The 16,645-nt window shown below is 42.7% G+C and carries 15 protein-coding genes; 3 read left to right on the top strand and 12 right to left on the bottom strand.

From position 1 onward, the window contains the following. Positions 1-27: 27 nt before the first annotated feature. From C1G53_RS03145 to treR, 3 genes are read right to left on the bottom strand one after another with little or no spacing between them, the layout of a single operon-like run. On the bottom strand, positions 28-576 hold the full coding sequence (locus C1G53_RS03145) for a CvpA family protein (RefSeq protein WP_105117656.1): 549 nt from the start codon (positions 574-576) through the stop codon (positions 28-30). Continuing rightward, positions 573-884 (bottom strand): hypothetical protein, encoded by a 312-nt coding sequence (locus tag C1G53_RS03140; RefSeq protein WP_105117655.1) that lies wholly within the window; start codon positions 882-884, stop codon positions 573-575. Before C1G53_RS03140 ends, C1G53_RS03145 begins: the two co-directional genes overlap by 4 nt. 55 nt (positions 885-939) lie before the next feature. Continuing rightward, on the bottom strand, positions 940-1,653 hold the full coding sequence (treR, locus tag C1G53_RS03135) for a trehalose operon repressor (protein WP_105117654.1): 714 nt from the start codon (positions 1,651-1,653) through the stop codon (positions 940-942). Between the two features lie 408 nt (positions 1,654-2,061). Between treR and treP the strand changes: the two genes are divergently transcribed. From treP to C1G53_RS03120, 3 genes are all read left to right on the top strand, one after another. Further along, a complete protein-coding gene (gene treP, locus C1G53_RS03130) occupies positions 2,062-4,053 on the top strand; it encodes a PTS system trehalose-specific EIIBC component (protein WP_105117653.1) in 1,992 nt (663 codons plus the stop codon). Positions 4,054-4,133: 80 nt separating this feature from the next. Beyond that, on the top strand, positions 4,134-5,759 hold the full coding sequence (treC, locus tag C1G53_RS03125) for an alpha,alpha-phosphotrehalase (RefSeq protein WP_105117652.1): 1,626 nt from the start codon (positions 4,134-4,136) through the stop codon (positions 5,757-5,759). 203 nt (positions 5,760-5,962) lie between these two features. After that, on the top strand, positions 5,963-6,340 hold the full coding sequence (locus C1G53_RS03120; protein WP_238139092.1) for an iron chaperone: 378 nt from the start codon (positions 5,963-5,965) through the stop codon (positions 6,338-6,340). Positions 6,341-6,591: 251 nt separating this feature from the next. Here C1G53_RS03120 and C1G53_RS03115 read toward each other — a convergent pair whose 3' ends face one another. The 9 genes from C1G53_RS03115 to C1G53_RS03075 form a co-directional block, all read right to left on the bottom strand. Further along, a complete protein-coding gene (locus C1G53_RS03115; RefSeq protein WP_105117650.1) occupies positions 6,592-8,208 on the bottom strand; it encodes a WG repeat-containing protein in 1,617 nt (538 codons plus the stop codon). 71 nt (positions 8,209-8,279) lie between these two features. Next, positions 8,280-9,245, bottom strand: coding sequence for a helix-turn-helix transcriptional regulator (locus C1G53_RS03110; RefSeq protein WP_105117649.1), 966 nt, complete (start codon positions 9,243-9,245; stop codon positions 8,280-8,282). Between the two features lie 48 nt (positions 9,246-9,293). After that, positions 9,294-10,004, bottom strand: a complete 711-nt coding sequence (locus C1G53_RS03105; protein WP_105117648.1) for a hypothetical protein — start codon at positions 10,002-10,004, stop codon at positions 9,294-9,296. 14 nt (positions 10,005-10,018) lie between these two features. Beyond that, positions 10,019-10,699 carry a hypothetical protein gene (locus tag C1G53_RS03100; protein ID WP_105117647.1) on the bottom strand — a complete coding sequence of 227 codons (681 nt, stop codon included), beginning with the start codon at positions 10,697-10,699 and terminating at the stop codon, positions 10,019-10,021. Further along, on the bottom strand, positions 10,699-11,523 hold the full coding sequence (locus C1G53_RS03095; protein ID WP_105117646.1) for a hypothetical protein: 825 nt from the start codon (positions 11,521-11,523) through the stop codon (positions 10,699-10,701). Before C1G53_RS03095 ends, C1G53_RS03100 begins: the two co-directional genes overlap by 1 nt. Further along, entirely contained in the window at positions 11,513-12,565 is a 1,053-nt protein-coding gene (locus tag C1G53_RS03090) for a hypothetical protein (protein ID WP_105117645.1), read from the bottom strand. Before C1G53_RS03090 ends, C1G53_RS03095 begins: the two co-directional genes overlap by 11 nt. 2 nt (positions 12,566-12,567) lie before the next feature. Then, positions 12,568-13,638: a hypothetical protein gene (locus C1G53_RS03085; protein ID WP_105117644.1), complete on the bottom strand. Its 1,071-nt coding sequence runs from the start codon at positions 13,636-13,638 to the stop codon at positions 12,568-12,570. 353 nt (positions 13,639-13,991) lie between these two features. Continuing rightward, positions 13,992-15,377 carry a LysM peptidoglycan-binding domain-containing protein gene (locus C1G53_RS13140; RefSeq protein ID WP_105117643.1) on the bottom strand — a complete coding sequence of 462 codons (1,386 nt, stop codon included), beginning with the start codon at positions 15,375-15,377 and terminating at the stop codon, positions 13,992-13,994. Positions 15,378-15,595: 218 nt separating this feature from the next. After that, a complete protein-coding gene (locus tag C1G53_RS03075) occupies positions 15,596-16,579 on the bottom strand; it encodes a Gfo/Idh/MocA family protein (RefSeq protein WP_105117642.1) in 984 nt (327 codons plus the stop codon). Positions 16,580-16,645: the final 66 nt, after the last annotated feature.

Below are 16,645 nucleotides of genomic sequence, written 5' to 3'. Positions count from 1 at the left end.
ACTTAGTCAAAAAGGATAAGGTTCCCCTTACCCTGCAATATTACTCAACCAAAGAGATTTAAAAAAACTACTCGTAAATGGTGTGTACTGAATCATGAAATTGGCCAGAAAACTTCCATGGAGCCTATCTTGAATTGCTGCCAAGGGGATGGTCGATAGCAAGACCAAAACAATCTGCAAGGAAAGAAAGGTCACCAAAACAGCTATGGCACCACTAATCAGATTGGTCGTTCTTGTATCCGGGTTAAATTCCTCTAGCAGATGGACAAAAATCCCCACAAAACGTGCCAATACATAAATTAGGATATAGATCAAAAGAAAGGCAAGACCAGCATAGAATACCTTGTCCAAATCAAATAGATAGTTTTCATCAAAATAATAGGTCGAACTACCTTGAGTGGCATTGGCAAAAGGCACCCAGAGGTAGAGAAAGGCTATCCACTTCTTGTAGGTCGCTGTAGCAATGACCAGGGCTAAAATACTAGATAGACCATAGAAAGCCTGCAAGACCAAGCCACGACTGTAGCCAATATAGAAGCTCCAGGCCAAAATTAGCAAAATTACCAATGAAATCATGCCTTCTCCTCAAGTTCATCCAAATCAACTAATGTGACATTTTTCTTCAATACTTTTTCCTTTACAGAGGCCAACTCCGCCTCGGTCTGCTCAAAAGCTATTTCACGCGTTAATTGAACAGAGAGGGCGTTGATTGCCAATAAAAGCGCCAAGGTTTCAGGGTCAGCCGTTGGCATCTTTTCCTTGATTGCCTGATATTTTTCAGTTGCAACACGCTCAATTTCTTCCATGAAGAGATTATCATGTTCTGTCGTTAAGGTTAATTGCTTCTCACCAAATGTAAATTTATATCGATTTAAGTTTGCCATAAAACACCTCGCTTACCATTATACAATAAAATAGATGATTTTGCTAATCCATATCCTACAAAGAATGTTTTCTGCGTGCAAAATCTACAAATCGGAATTTATCAATCTTATGCTTGCTTTCTGTATATTGGAACTGTCTTGTATCCCCCAGATAGACCCGGGACTTGATGAGAACCAAATAATCATCCTGGCACTGCATCAAATCACGTTCTTCCCGACTGGTAGGCTCCACCGTAATTTCCTTTTGTGCATAGGCGATATCCAAGCCCAACTGACCTTCTAGGTATTCATAGATGGACTTCTCCGCAATCTCAAAAGTCAACTCAGGAACCAACTCCTCAGCCAAATAGTCCGTATCCACGACAGAAATCTTCCCATCAATAGAACGTGTACGGACAACTTTCCAGACCTTGCTATAGGGTTCAAAACCTGTCAAACTAGCCAGACTGCTGTTGACCGTCACCTGTTCTAGACTGACAACCTGTGTCTGACTAGACAATTGAAGAGAGTTGGTCAATTCCTGATAGGAGGTCAAGCCAGAAACAGGAAAATTCAAGATCTCTTGCTTCAAGACCATGGAACCACGTCCCTGAACCTTTTGGATAAGCCCCCCTTCTGTCAACATAGCCAAGGCCTTGCGTACCGTGTCCCGACTAACCCCATAGGTTTCCTGCAATTGTTGTTCGGTCGGTAAGGACGTTTCCGCCGGATAAAGATTTGTACGGATTTTTTCCTTTAAATCATGATAAATTTCTTGGTATTTTTTCATTTTTTAACCCCATATATTGACTGCTTTCTATCATACAACATCACTATTATAACAAAATTTTAAAAAATTTAAGTAAAAGGGCTTGCATTATTTTTTGAAATCGGATACAATACTAGCACAAACGAAATTTGTCCGTACAAATTTCGTATATCCAATTTGTTGTGTCCCCCTAAAACATGATAAATCGGAAAACAAAGTCTTTTAGTTTACTTTTGGTACTAAGCAACTAGCTACTGGCTGCTCCAACAGTCAGACTAGCGACTATTGAAGGTTAAAAATCATACTGCTGATAAAATGTAACCCTCATAGAGTACGGTAAAGCGAGTTAACAAAGTACCTAGAGAGAAACTAAGTGACTAAAAAATATGGGAACGGCACTAGCCCAATTGTGCCTAGAAGGAAAAATATATGGGAAAATTTGAAAAAGAAGCCACACAGCTCTTGGACGCTATTGGCGGCAAAGACAATGTCACAGCAGTTTCTCACTGTGCGACACGGATGCGTTTTGTTCTTGCAGATGACAAAAAAGCAAATGTCAAAGTCATCGAAGACCTTCCAACCGTAAAAGGAACCTTCACCAATGCTGGTCAGTTCCAAGTCATCATCGGTAACGATGTACCTCTTTTCTACAACGACTTCACAGCCGTATCTGGTATCGAAGGCGTGTCGAAAGAAGCAGCCAAGTCTGCTGCTAAAAGCAACCAAAATGCCATCCAACGCGTGATGACTATGTTGGCGGAAATCTTTACGCCGATCATCCCAGCCCTTATCGTCGGCGGTTTGATCCTCGGTTTCCGTAACGTTTTGGAAGGCGTACAATTCGAAGCACTTGGTCAAGCTATGAAAGATGGAGAACTCCTCTTTGACGCAAGTGGTAAACCAATCTGGAACACTATCGTTCAAGTATCACCATTCTGGAATGGTGTCAACCACTTCCTCTGGTTGCCAGGTGAAGCCATCTTCCACTACCTACCAGTAGGTATCACTTGGTCTGTATCTCGTAAGATGGGTACATCTCAGATCCTCGGTATCGTCCTCGGTATCTGTTTGGTTTCTCCACAATTGCTCAACGCTTACGCAGTACCAGGAACAGATGCTGCGACCATCGCTAGCGACTGGTCTTGGAACTTCGGCTTCTTCTCAATCGCTCGTATCGGTTACCAAGCACAGGTTATCCCAGCCCTCTTGGCAGGTTTGGCCCTTTCTTACCTAGAAATCTTCTGGCGCAAGGTTGTTCCTGAAGTGGTATCAATGATTTTTGTTCCATTCCTATCCCTTCTGCCAGCACTTATCTTGGCTCACACTGTCCTTGGTCCTCTTGGTTGGACTATCGGTCAATGGATGTCAACTATTGTATTGGCTGGTCTAACTGGTCCTGTAAAATGGCTCTTCGGTGCGGTATTTGGTGCCCTTTATGCACCATTCGTTATCACTGGTCTTCACCACATGACCAACGCCATCGATACCCAATTGATTGCAGATGCTGGTGGTACTGGTCTATGGCCAATGATTGCCCTCTCTAACATTGCACAAGGTTCTGCAGTATTTGCTTACTTCCTCATGAACCGTAAGAATGAAAAAGAGGCACAAATTTCGCTTCCAGCAACCATTTCTGCCTACCTTGGTATCACTGAACCAGCCCTCTTTGGTGTCAACGTCAAATACGTTTACCCATTCGTAGCGGCTATGATCGGTTCAAGTATTGCTGGTCTATTATCTGTAACCTTTAACATCCAAGCTGCTTCTATCGGTATCGGTGGTCTTCCAGGTATCTTGTCTATCAAGGCTGAATACTGGGGAGTATTTGCCCTCACTATGTTGGTAGCAATTGTAGTTCCAATGATTTTGACAGTTGTTTTCAAACGTGCAGGACTATTTGCAAAAAAGGATGAGGCTCCTGAAGAAGTAAAAAGCGTAACTCCAAGCGTTTCCTCAGGAGAAAAATCTGATTTGATCAGCCCCCTAACTGGTCAAGCAAAAGAATTATCACAGGCAACTGACCCTGTATTCGCATCAGGTGTCATGGGGCAAGGTGTCCTTATTGACCCTAGCGAAGGTCTTCTGGTAGCACCTGTTGATGGTGAAGTATCTGTTCTCTTCCCAACCAACCATGCAGTTGGTATCACTGCTGCAAATGGTTTGGAATTACTAATGCACATCGGTATGGATACTGTCAGCTTGGAAGGAAAAGGCTTTACAGCCCATGTCAAACAAGGTGACAAGGTTAAAGCAGGTGACAAATTGATTAGCTTTGACATCGATGTTATCAAGGCTGCCGGTCTGGTAACAGAAACACCTGTCATCGTAACAAATCAAACTGATTTCAATACAGAGGTTCTTGGAGAACTTCCTCGTTCAGTAGAACGTGGACAAGCTATCCTAACCGCTAAAAAGAATTAATGTACTAGGAGGGCGCAGGGTAACTTGCACCTCCTATCATTGCTTTATCAACCAAGACAATTCAAGAAAGAGAGAGCAAAATGACAATAGACAAACGAAAGGTTGTTTATCAAATCTACCCCAAATCTTATAAGGACACGACAGGAAATGGTGTCGGGGATTTACGAGGAATTATTGAAAAACTTCCTTATCTAAAGGAATTAGGCATTGACATGATCTGGCTCAATCCTTTCTACCCAAGTCCGCAACGGGACAACGGTTATGATATTTCTGATTATACAGCTGTCAATCCTGATTTCGGCACCATGGCTGACTTTGAAGAAATGGTGGCTGTCGGTAAAGAGCTGGGCATCGAATTCATGCTGGACATGGTCCTCAACCACTGCTCAACCGACCACGAATGGTTCCAAAAAGCCCTAGCTGGTGACAAATACTACCAGGATTTCTTTATCCTGCGTAACCAGCCAACTGACTGGGTGTCTAAATTTGGTGGCAATGCCTGGGCTCCTTTTGGAGATACTGGGAAATACTACCTCCACCTCTTTGACGCGACCCAAGCCGACCTCAACTGGCGAAATCCTCATGTCCGCGAAGAACTCTTCAAGGTGGTCAACTTCTGGAAAGACAAGGGTGTCAAAGGCTTCCGCTTTGATGTCATTAACCTGATTGGTAAGGATGAAGTCCTCGAAGACTGCCCAATCAATGACGGCAAGCCAGCCTACACCGACCGACCGATTACCCACGACTACCTCAAGATGATGAACAATGCTACTTTTGGTAGCGAAAAAGGCTTCATGACCGTGGGAGAAATGTCAGCTACCACCATTGAAAACTGCATTCTCTACACGGCTCCTGAGCGGGAAGAATTGTCCATGGCCTTCAACTTCCACCACTTGAAAGTGGACTACAAGGACGGTCAAAAATGGACCATTATGGACTTTGACTTTGAGGAACTCAAACGCCTCTTCCACACTTGGGGCGAAGAAATGTCCGTCGGAAATGGCTGGAATGCTCTTTTCTACAACAACCATGACCAACCTCGTGCCCTCAACCGCTTTGTTGATGTGAAGAATTTCCGCAATGAAGGAGCAACCATGCTGGCTGCCTCTATCCATCTGTCACGCGGTACGCCTTACATCTACATGGGCGAGGAAATCGGCATGATTGACCCTGACTACGACAGCATGGACGACTATGTCGATGTCGAGTCGATCAATGCCTACCAGATGCTCTTGGACCAAGGACACGCACCTGAGCAGGCCTTCAAGATTATCCAGGCCAAGTCCCGCGACAATTCCCGCACTCCGATGCAATGGGATGCTTCTGACAATGCAGGCTTCTCAACAGGCACCCCTTGGCTAAAGGCTGGCAAATCCTATCAAACGATTAACGTTGAGCAGGAAAAAACAGGCCCAATCTTTACCTTCTACCAAGAACTCATCCGCCTGCGGAAAGAACTCCCGCTCATCTCCGAAGGAGATTACAAGGCAGCCTATAAGGACAGCCAGAAAGTCTATGCTTTTGAACGCTTACTAAATGGCGAAAAACTGTTGGTCCTCAACAATTTCTTCGCAGAAGAGGTTGAACTAGACCTGGCAGACGACTACGCACGTGGTCAAATCCTCATCAGCAACTATCCTGACAGCAAACTCGGTAAAAAAATTAGCTTGAAACCTTATCAAGCTTTAGCGATTATAGTGAAATAAGCAAGAAGGGAGTGGGACAAAAATCGGTAACCCGCAGGGTTCGATTTTTTCGTCCCACCCCCGCACAGTTGAGTAGGGCTGTAAAAGCTGATAAAATCAGCTAATTAGAGCCCACTCAACCACTGCGTCAAGTTTAACTATTGAAAAAAACTAAGGAGGCCAGGACTTTTGTCCCAGCCTTTTGTGATACAATGAAATAAAAAATGGAAAGGAATATTATGCTCCAAGAATTTTTGAACAAGGTCAACAATCCTGTCTTGAAGGATAAACTGGCAAGAATCTTCACCCAAATCCAGCAAGAATTTCCAAGTCTAACCACAGAAATCAAATGGAACCAGCCCATGTTTATCATGGACGGAACCTTTATCATTGGTTTCTCTGCTGCCAAGGCTCATATTTCCATTGCACCTGAAACGGTCACTATGGAAACCTTTGCCAAGGACATCAAGGAAGCAGGCTACGAAGCAACCTCCAACCTCTTCAAAATCAAGGAAGACCAAGAAGTCAACTGGGACCTGCTCCGCAATATCATCGCCTATAACATGGACGAGAAGAGAGGCTATGATAAGTTCTGGAGATAAGAAACGACTAAAAATTTGCCTGGAAAATAACTTCAAAAAAATCGTAGTATTTTTAGCTATTTTTCAAGAAATACTGTTATAATTATATTACAGAAACAGCTATCCTAGGGGGGAGATAGCTGTTTTTTTGATTATCCATCGTTTGTAATGCCCTAATGGATCACATATTAGGAGTAGACTGATTGAGCACTTGGTGCTGTACCCAATCAGTATTTTTTAGTGCCACCAGTTCCGTAATAAATGTTTTCATGTTAATTCTCCTTTTCAAAATCAAGATCAACCATCAATTCAAAATCCTCCGACAAGCGAACCAGACCAAACTTATCCAGATTTAGCTCCTGTCCAAATGCATCCAAATGCTTGTGATAACCTGATTGCAAAGCGATCGCTTCGCCGTCACAGAATGTCGACATAAACTCATCTCCCTTACCAAATCGAACCCCTTCTGCATTGATAAAGTAATACTTGCCATCTTCTACACAGTAGGCATAAGGGCTTGACCCAAATCCTGAGAGGAAGTCTAAATCTTCTGACTGGAACAAGATGTGACCATCTTCGTTGATAATATTCCAAAAGATTGATTTCTCTTCATCCATCTCAATAATGATCTCATCACCATCTTCTTCTATTACTTGGTCTTCTACAGCCACTGCTCGTTCAATTTGGACACTAGCTAAACCATTTGCCCCAAAGGTGCTGGCTCGTAAAAATTGATTTTTAAAGACAATATTCCCCTCACCATCAATATAACCCCAGAGCCCATTTTGTTTATAGGGATGCAGATTACCAAACTCACTCACCTTCAAACTCTCGCAACAAGCTGATACAACAACATCTCCCTGCTTATTGATGATACCTACTTCATCCCCAACCTTGAAGGTTGTGATATCCTTATCTGTAAACTTTTCCACTTCCCATTCGGATGGATAGTAGAAAACGATTTGACCAGAGGTATTTACAAAAGCAGTTTGACCAGTGTGTAAGGTCACATTTGACAAACCACCCGCAAAATGAGAGGCAGCCGCAAAAGTCATCCCAAAGACAGCCTCGCCCTTTTCATTGATAAACCAGGTCTTGCCATCTTTTGTAACAGGAGCCAAACCATTTTCAAAAATAGAGGCATCGTCAAACTGAGGTTCTATAACAAGATCATTCTCTTTATTGATGTAACCAAACAAACCATTGTCGAACTGGACAGGAGCCAGACCATTCTCCGCAAATTCATAAGCCAATTGGTACTGACAAGGAATGACTTCTCGACCTGTTTCATCTACATAGCCAACCAAGTCATCCATAACCACCTGCCGCATCCCATGGGACATAGAGTAAATTTCATCATAGTGCTTTTCCGACCTAAAAATAACATCCATATCTTCATTGACAGCTATGTAGGAACTCAACTCACGAATTAGATAGGTATTGCTCAAATCTAATTTATGAATACTAGCATAGAATTGGTTGTTTACAATCCGTCCATCTTCCCCAAGCAAGCAATAGGTTTGATAGTGCTGAGCTATGGCTAATCCTTCTTCCGAGAATTCTGAAATCGCATGGTAGCCCTGATCAAAGTTCAATTTCTTATTGAGTTGCTTACCTGTCCGATCAATAATTCCCCACGAGCTAGGTGAGTGATTAAATTTAACAGGCGCTGCCCCCTTGGCTGAGAATTTCTTAGCCTCTGTAAATTGAAAAGGAATTGCCACCTGACCTTCTTCATCTAAGTAACCCCAGAGCTTGTCTTTTCTGACTGCAATCAGACCATTAGAATATTCGGATATTTCGGAGTAAAGTGGTGGAAAAATCATTGTTCCATCTACTGTCATCAAACCAAACAAACCATTCTTTTTCAATAATAATAGTGACATCATAGTACCTCTTTTCTTATTTATGGGACTATTATATAAAATGTTATGGGTAGAATATTACACATTATCAACTTCTATTGGTATTTTTTTAATATTTTTTCTAAACCTTCTTTCATTCTCTTCCGGAGATGGTCGGGAGCTATTATTTCGAAATGTTCCCCGTATTGCAGGGCCCAGTGATAAAAGGCATCTTCATTACAGATAAGATCAACGGTCACTATATCTCCCTCTTGTTTCACGAAGCGAAAATCCTTGCCAAACCAATCAATGACAATCCCCACTAATTGTTCTTTGAAGGCAAGCCGAACTTTGCCAGTCGGACCAGAAAACATATAGAGATGCTCTTTCATGTACTGACCAAGATGGAACCGATCCCTCATACTAGCACTTTCATCCAACTTACGTCGTGGTTCTGAGAGGACCTCAACCTGAGTAATCCGATCCAGACGGCGGTTCTCCAGATATTGCCCCCGACAGTCGTCATAACAAATCACATAGTAGCGAGACATGGAAGAAACAATGTAATAGGGACTGATGATACTAGTGCCTGTATCCACTAATTTCCCCGACAGATTGTAACGACAGGTCGTAATTTGAACCTTTCTATTCTTCTCAATAGCTTCCTCCAAACCTTCAACAACTTGATCCAGGCACATATTATCAGTATGGTTCATGGAGGATAGATAGCTAATGTGTTTGGCCCGGTTTTTGACACGGCTAGGAGATAGATTCCTTAATTTTTCAATCAAGGTGACAGCCTGTTCATCCGGCATATGTTTAGCATAGAGGATACTATCAATCAGGTATTTTAATTCATTATCAGAAAAATCCCGGCGAATATAGACACCCCGTTGACCTTCAATATATCCCTCTTCTTTTAATCTCACCAGATAGTTGGAAAGAGTTTTTCTGGTAATCGAAATGGTATAGTCAGTATCTAAACGCTTCATAATCTGCGCTTGTGTGAGCCTGGTTTGGGGGCTGGAATACTTTTTTAATATCTCTAAGATATAGATCGCCAGCAACAATTTATCTTTCATATCTCAACCGCCAATTGTCATTTTTCTCTATTCTAAAAAATTTTACTACTATTTGCAAGTCCAATAACTTTCCTCTGGGCGACTTTGACCGGTTGGCAGTACAATCGCATAAAATACCTCCATTCCGTAGATAAATTCACGCAATTCCCTACGCTTTTTCTTTTCCCGGACATATTCCAACCAAACGTTTGCTAGACTATAGTTATCTATGCTGGTGATATGGTGGTTGAGAACTGGCTTATGAAAATTTGTAGCAGCCCCAACATTCGAACAGAGTTTTCTTAATTGCCAGCGGTCTAACATGGTCTGAGTTCCTAAATCAAACCCAATATTGGTATAGAATAGCGTTTCCATCACCTTAGCAACATCTTTCAGACCATTTTGTGAGTTGAGAAAAGAAGCAATCCCTGATTGAGAACGACGGAAAAGACAGAAGGGTTTGCTTTTTAACCACTGAATAATGTCACTGTCTACTTTAGCGACTTCCAGTGCTCGTATGGTTACTCGCGACCAGTCCTTAACCCCTGTATCTGACCACAATAAGCGATCAGAAAAAGTTGCAAACAAATAATCCCTTTTCAAGAGCCGTTCTGTATTATCAATCGCCTCCTTCCTAGCCTTATTTTCATCCTGACGATACTTCTCCACCCAAGAAAAATTCTCTGAATGCGAATAAGCACTAAACTCACAATGTTCCACTGTTCTAGCAGTGCATTCCTCCACCATACCCGTTCTCGATGAGTAATGATATAGCACCATCTTCCAATCCTCCTTTATTCTTCCAACTCATAGTCATAGTCATCATCTTCTTCAAATAAGTAGGCTATCTCTTCTTCCCATGCTTCATTCTCCCTTGCGACTAAGAAGTCCGAATAACCACATCTGAAATAACCAATCCCAATAAATTCTCCTGTATGATAGACTTCGTATCCTAGCCAAGCAAAGAATTCAATAATGCTATATTTTGCATACAAGCGTTCTACCAAAAGTGGCAGTATCTTATCAATGCTCATCCCTGGGGCAGGACTTGGTCCACCCGCTATCCAATAATCCCCATCACAAGCATAAAATTGCTCCACCATTTTTATTAACTGAGGATCTTCCGTAAAATCAGCCGCGGGTCCCAGAACAGTCATTGGTAAGGCTCCATTTTCATACTCTTGGAATAAAAATTCCAAAATAGCTTCCTCAAGCTCCTCACTATTCAAGAACACATGAAGATACTCCGAACTGCCTTCTATATTTAACAGATTACCCGGTCCATGCCCCTTAAAACACGGCTCTACGAGCGAGCTATATTGTAAACTTGGATACCTCCGGCGATTGTCCTCCCATTTTTCCAAATAGGCTTCCCCTTCTGCCTTGGTTTCAAAATGAGGACTGGCTTCTACTTCACATTTTCGAAAAAGACCACCACATTTTGCCACTTTTCCTTGATAATTGATATGAAACATTAGACACTTACTCCATTTTCTAAGCTTTCAAAAGTATAGTTTCCAGGAAGGAAAAAGTTTTGGGTATAGATGATGGATTGTTCCTTGTCCAAGACCTGATACAGGATACCCATGCCAGTGTCAAAGCGATTGATGTCGATGAAAATACAGGTATCCTGGTCCCTATTTAAAAGACCAATATCATACATAGCTTCTTTATAGGTATCAAAGATTCTTTCTGTCATCCCCTCAACAGCTATGAATAGACGAGGATCGGCTTCCAAACCGTGAAAAGTAAAGGGAATTAACATCCATCTTTGAAAAACAGGTCCATAGGGTCGCACCCACATCTTCTCTAAAGGATAATCATCCCCACGGTAGTAGTCAAATGGAACCCTGTGAAAAGAACCCTTACCAAAGAATGCAATCAACTGATGCTTGTCCTCCGAATGATGAACCAAGATAGTATCCTTAGGTATATCTGAAAAATCTTCAGGAGCAACTTCTTGAGGCAATCTTCTGTACTCAATGACAACCGAGGAACCAAAAGGTTCTCCACTGGTCACATAGAGTACATCCTGTTGTTCAAAAGCCTCCAGACGATCATAGTCAGGCGAATAGGTCTTCCGTGTCACAATTTTCTTCCGAATGTGTGGCTTTATTTCACTTCCTGAATGATAAAAGTTTGCGGTCCGATTGGTGAAGTATTCTTTTTTCACAAAATAAACAAGACCTGCCATGATAGCCAGACCAAGTAAGCCCGTCAGCACCTTACTTGGCAGAATAATTTTATACAAGACAAAGATAGTTGCTAGAATAAGCAGACAGCCTTTTTTATTGTTCATAGGTCCCCCATTCAAAGGTCACAGGCTTCTCTTCCGTTCCCATGACAAATTCACCCCGTTGCAAGGCACGACCATTCTTGTCCGTCAACACATAGGTCCACTTTGCGCCGTATTTCGTTTTTCTTATCTCCGTGTACCAAATAATGTCCTCGACTTGATTGATAGAAGCAAGCAGTTTTTCCCACTCTGGAAACTGATTTCTATTTTGCTCACTAGACCAACCAATAACCAGGCGTGGATCAGCCTCAAAACCATGGTAACCAATAGGAATAATATGGGTCCTATCATACGGTCCAGCATCTATCGGGCGAATCCACGGCCGCAAAGACCGTCTATGATAATCTCCCAGCCCTAGCTCCTTGTCACGCTTAAAACGTTTAGCAGACTGTTTACGGAAGCGAGCCAAAACCTGATGAACCTCCCCATCATGATAAATCTTGATATGATCATAGGGCATATCGTCAATGTCAAATTCATGCAACCACCGATTGGAACGACGATAGGTGATAACTGTCTTGTCTGGATTTTCAGCAGTATCTATCGTGAATTTCATAATCGTCTGCTTAGCGAAGGCTTCTAAATCATCCAATTGAGGATTGTAGAAACCATCTCTCACGATAATCCCCTCTTGAAAGGCATGGCGCACGGCCAGTGCCTCTTCCGTCTTTCTCTGCTCCATCCTCTTGGCACGTTCTTTTTCATCTTTCAGTGCCTGCTCTTTTTCCCTGAAGGTTGATTTACGATACCAAAGAACGAGGAGAATAAAGATGACAATTGTCCCTTGAAAAGCATAGTCTGTCGTCAACTCCATAATCCACCAAATCGAATAGACAAAATAAAGAATAGGGAGTAGATGGAGATGGGAACGGTAGCGGGCATAAAAGTCTGGAAAGAAAAGCCGCGCAAACAGTATCCCAATATAGAGCCAAAACATCACATTGATAAAGGTAAAGGGCCACAGGGATGTAAGCGTGTTGCGAACCACAAAAACACCCACTCCGAACAAGACTATCCGCAATATAAATTCAAATTTCTTCCCCATAGCTATTTCCTTCTAATGTCTGGTTGTTTTGCGACTGGTTTGATAAGACTTGGTTCAGTTAGTGGCTTCAAGGATGTCGCCCGTCTTTCCGCCTCAGTCATTACCTTGCCAGAGCGAGGACCTGTCAGGTATTGCTCTGGTTTGTAAATTTTCCAATTTTTCCCTTCCTCATCCATAGTCCAATACAAAGAAAGAGTAATGAAGGGAAGTTGGACAGGAACGACTGTCGCCCGGTGGTATCTAATTTCTGCATTATACCGCCTGTCTTCTTCCCACTTCTGTTGGACAGTAGAGCCGCCGGATGACTTGACCTTGAAAAGTTCCTCATAAAAACCTGGCTTCAGACGTGGAAATACGGGCGAAGCTGGGTCAAAGAGATGATAAGAAAAATTATGCATACTGTAATTAAAACGAATCGAAATCATCTTATACAAGAACACGAGAACCAGAGGGTGAATATAGGTCCCAACCTTTAAAAAGGATAGAAAGGCTGGTAAAGGGACCGACCCTGCTTGAAGATAGACAATACTTAAAAAAATACCACAGACGATAGCTAGGCGATCAAATCTTGGTGTCTTATTAAGAATAAATAGCCTTATCTTCTTAGGCTGATGCTTAAAAAATTTTGGCACCTGCATATAGCCAGAACGATCTGTTCCAGCGATAAAAATTGCCGCACGATAGATGAGCCAAAAAGGTAGAACAATTCCGATGCATACAAAAATTAGTAAGGCGATTACAGAAATAAATCCTCCAATTACCCGAAAGAACCCATTCTCCTGTAGCAAACTTTCCACACGAAACAAGGAATAGACTGTTGGAATGAACAGAAAAAGGACGACCGCTACCATAGCAAATAATTTTAGATAAATCTCCTTATAAAAGGTCGATTGCCGTAGATCGTTCATTTTGCCACTGCCAAAAAGCAAGACCACAATTCCCACTACAATAAAATTAGCTAATTTGCTTGGATTGGATAGACTGATGTCAAAAGCATCCCAACAAACAAGCAGAATAACTATCTTCAGAAAAAACAAAGCAAGATTGCCAATAGACTGAATTCCTTTTAACATATATAACTCCTTAAAATGTATTTGCATATCTCCTATGCTTCTGTCTATAGCATAACAAATACTATGGGTAGTATTTTACACACAAGGCAAATTCTTGGTCTCGTGGTCAAGTTTTTTATTCTAATTCACCCTATTTGTCTATGCCACTTCCATTATAGCCCCCCCCCCGCCCCGTATATTTTGTCAATATATTTGATAAACATTCGTCTTTTTTGGATTTACAGCTATTGCTCTTGTGATAAGATTGTTTTTTCCTTATTTTATGACAGCTATTCAATAAAAACATTCCCCTTTTATCCAATATAAGGACGCAAAAAAACTCATCCTCTAAAGGATGAGTTTTACTATTTGTCTTATGGATTAAATGACACGTGTACGTGGTCGTAGTGGTTTTCTGTAATGCTTCCGCGGTCTGGCATCAAGTTCCAAGTGTAAGCTGGACCGTAGATACTGTCAAATGGCGCATAGAAACGTTGTTTCCAGATGATATAAGAGATGTTTTTCGCACCCATATTGGCAATAGCATATTCTGCTACTTGATCCCCAAGTGCTGAACTTTGTGGTACCATGAAGTCAATTGCCAATCCCTTACCATGGTCGCCAGAATCACCAGGACGGTAACCTGAGAAAGAAGTAATACCGAAGGCATTAGCTACTTCTGCACGGAAGGCTGCGACCTGTGGTTGCAAGCCTACATCGTAAGAGCTAGTTGCTGCCTGAGTTTGAGCTGCCGCTGCTGCTTGGGCTTCTGCTGCTGCTTGAGCTTCTGCTGCCGCTTGGGCTTCCGCCGCTGCTTGAGCTTCCGCCGCCGCTTGGGCTTCTGCTGCCGCTTGAGCTTCCGCCGCCGCTTGGGCTTCTGCTGCCGCTTGAGCTTCTGCTGCCGCTTGAGCTTCCGCCGCCGCTTGGGCTTCTGCTGCCGCTTGAGCTTCTGCTGCCGCTTGAGCTTCCGCCGCCGCTTGAGCTTCTGCTGCCGCTGGCTCAACAGGGGCTGTTACCTCGGCTGGAGTTTCTACTGCTGGCTCAACAGGGGCTGTTACCTCGGCTGGAGCTTCTACTGCTGGCTCAACGGGCGCTGTTACCTCGGCTGGAGCTTCTACTGCTGGCTCAACGGGCGCTGTTACCTCGGCTGGAGCTTCTACCGCTGGCTCAACGAGCGCTGTTACCTCGGCTGGAGCTTCTACCGCTGGCTCAACGGGTGCTGTTGCCTCGGCTGGAGCTTCTACTGCTGGAGCGACTGGGGCTACTACAGGAACTTCAGCCAAGTTTACAACTGTATTATCAATAGTCGCCTGATTAGCTGTCACATCCACAGTTGCTTGAACAGTTTCTGCTGGATTTTCCTGGCTTGGTGTTTCAATTTCAATCTGGGTAACTTGATTGTTTTGATCAAGAGTAGCTGTCAAAACTGTATCTGGGAAAATCAAGTTAATATCTGTAATCTGATTGATTTTAGCCAACAAATGCATATCAACATTCATAGCTGAAGCGATAGCACTAAGGGTATCACCATACTTAACCGTATAAGTCAACTGACCTTCATTGTTGGTAATTTCAGTAACGATTTCTTCAACAGTTCGTGGTGTCCACTCCAATGCGAGAACTTGTGGACTAACCATACCAGTTGTGAAAAGTGAAAGGGCCAAGGTTGACGCGTACATCATTTTTTTATTTGTTTGCAAAAGGGATGTTTTTCTCTTACGACGCATATGCTTTGGTTTTGTAACTCTTTTACGTTTCATCTTCTATTCCTTTTCTGATTTGATAGTACTATCATACCTAATTCTGTTGTGAAAAACAAGAACAAAGAGGGCTTTTTAATAAACTGTTGCCCTTACGTAATATTGCTTCTTTTCTGTTACACAACCTATATATTTGTTACAATTCTGTCACATTACTCACCAACGAAAGCCGTTCCAAAAATCTACCTAAAGCTCTCAAATAGAGTTCAAGGAGCTTCCTAAACTTCCTCCGGATAGACCAAGCCCCATTCTTTGCGGAGTTGGGTCATAATGTCCATGACATCTTGGGTGTAGGCTAGATGCATGGTATTTTCAAGTCCTGCGACTGCTTTTTCCATATCAGCTACTTCATAAGAGAGGGCCTCGGTAGTTTGACCTGCTTCAATGACTTCTTGACTACCGTCCTCGGTATAGGTAATGACTGCTTTTTGGCCACGAGGATACTCATATAGTTCAATGTAACCCTTGTCATAGGCAATTGTCCCCCGTTTTGGCTGTTTGGCATGAAGGGTCAATGCGATGGTTGCCATCTCTCCTGCATCATTGCTGAGCAAAATACCTACCTGCTCGTCCACACCTGTCGGAGCTAGTTTAACCTGAGATAAAACCTGATTTGGCTTTTCTGTCATAAACCAACGGACAAAGGACAGGGCGTAGACACCAATATCCAAGAGGGCACCGCCCGCCAAGTTCTTATTGAAGAAGCGGTTGGTCATGTCGTATTCCTTGTAGCTACCAAAGTTCATCTGAATCATCTTCAACTCTCCAAGTTTGCCACTGGCTACCACTTCACTCAACTGACGATAGATTGGCATGTGGAAAATGGTCATGGCTTCTGCCAGGATAACCTGATTTGCCTCAGCTAATTGAATAGCTTCTACCAATTCTTCTGAATTAAGCGTAATAGACTTTTCACAGAGGACATGTTTCCCAGCCTTCAAGGCCTTTCTCAAATAATGGATATGGGTATTGTGAGGTGTTGAAATATAGATAATATCCACTTCTGGATCCGCAAACACCTCATCGATTTCCGCATAAACCTTTTCAATCCCATATTTTTTCGCAAACTCCGCACCCTTATCATAGGTGCGGTTGGCTACCGAATAAAGATTGCCACCCATAGCCTGCAAGGCCTGAACCAATTCATTGGCAATGACACCTATCCCCAAGGTCGCCCACTTGTACTGTACTTGATCTTTCATTGTCTACCTCACTTTCTCCTCCTATTATAGTAAAAACCACCCTTTTCTGCACACTCTAACCCGCAT

Origin of the sequence: Streptococcus suis (assembly GCF_002960445.1) — a bacterium.
In the GTDB taxonomy this organism is placed as follows: domain Bacteria; phylum Bacillota; class Bacilli; order Lactobacillales; family Streptococcaceae; genus Streptococcus; species Streptococcus hyiners.
This window is presented reverse-complemented; position numbering and strand designations above follow the sequence as displayed.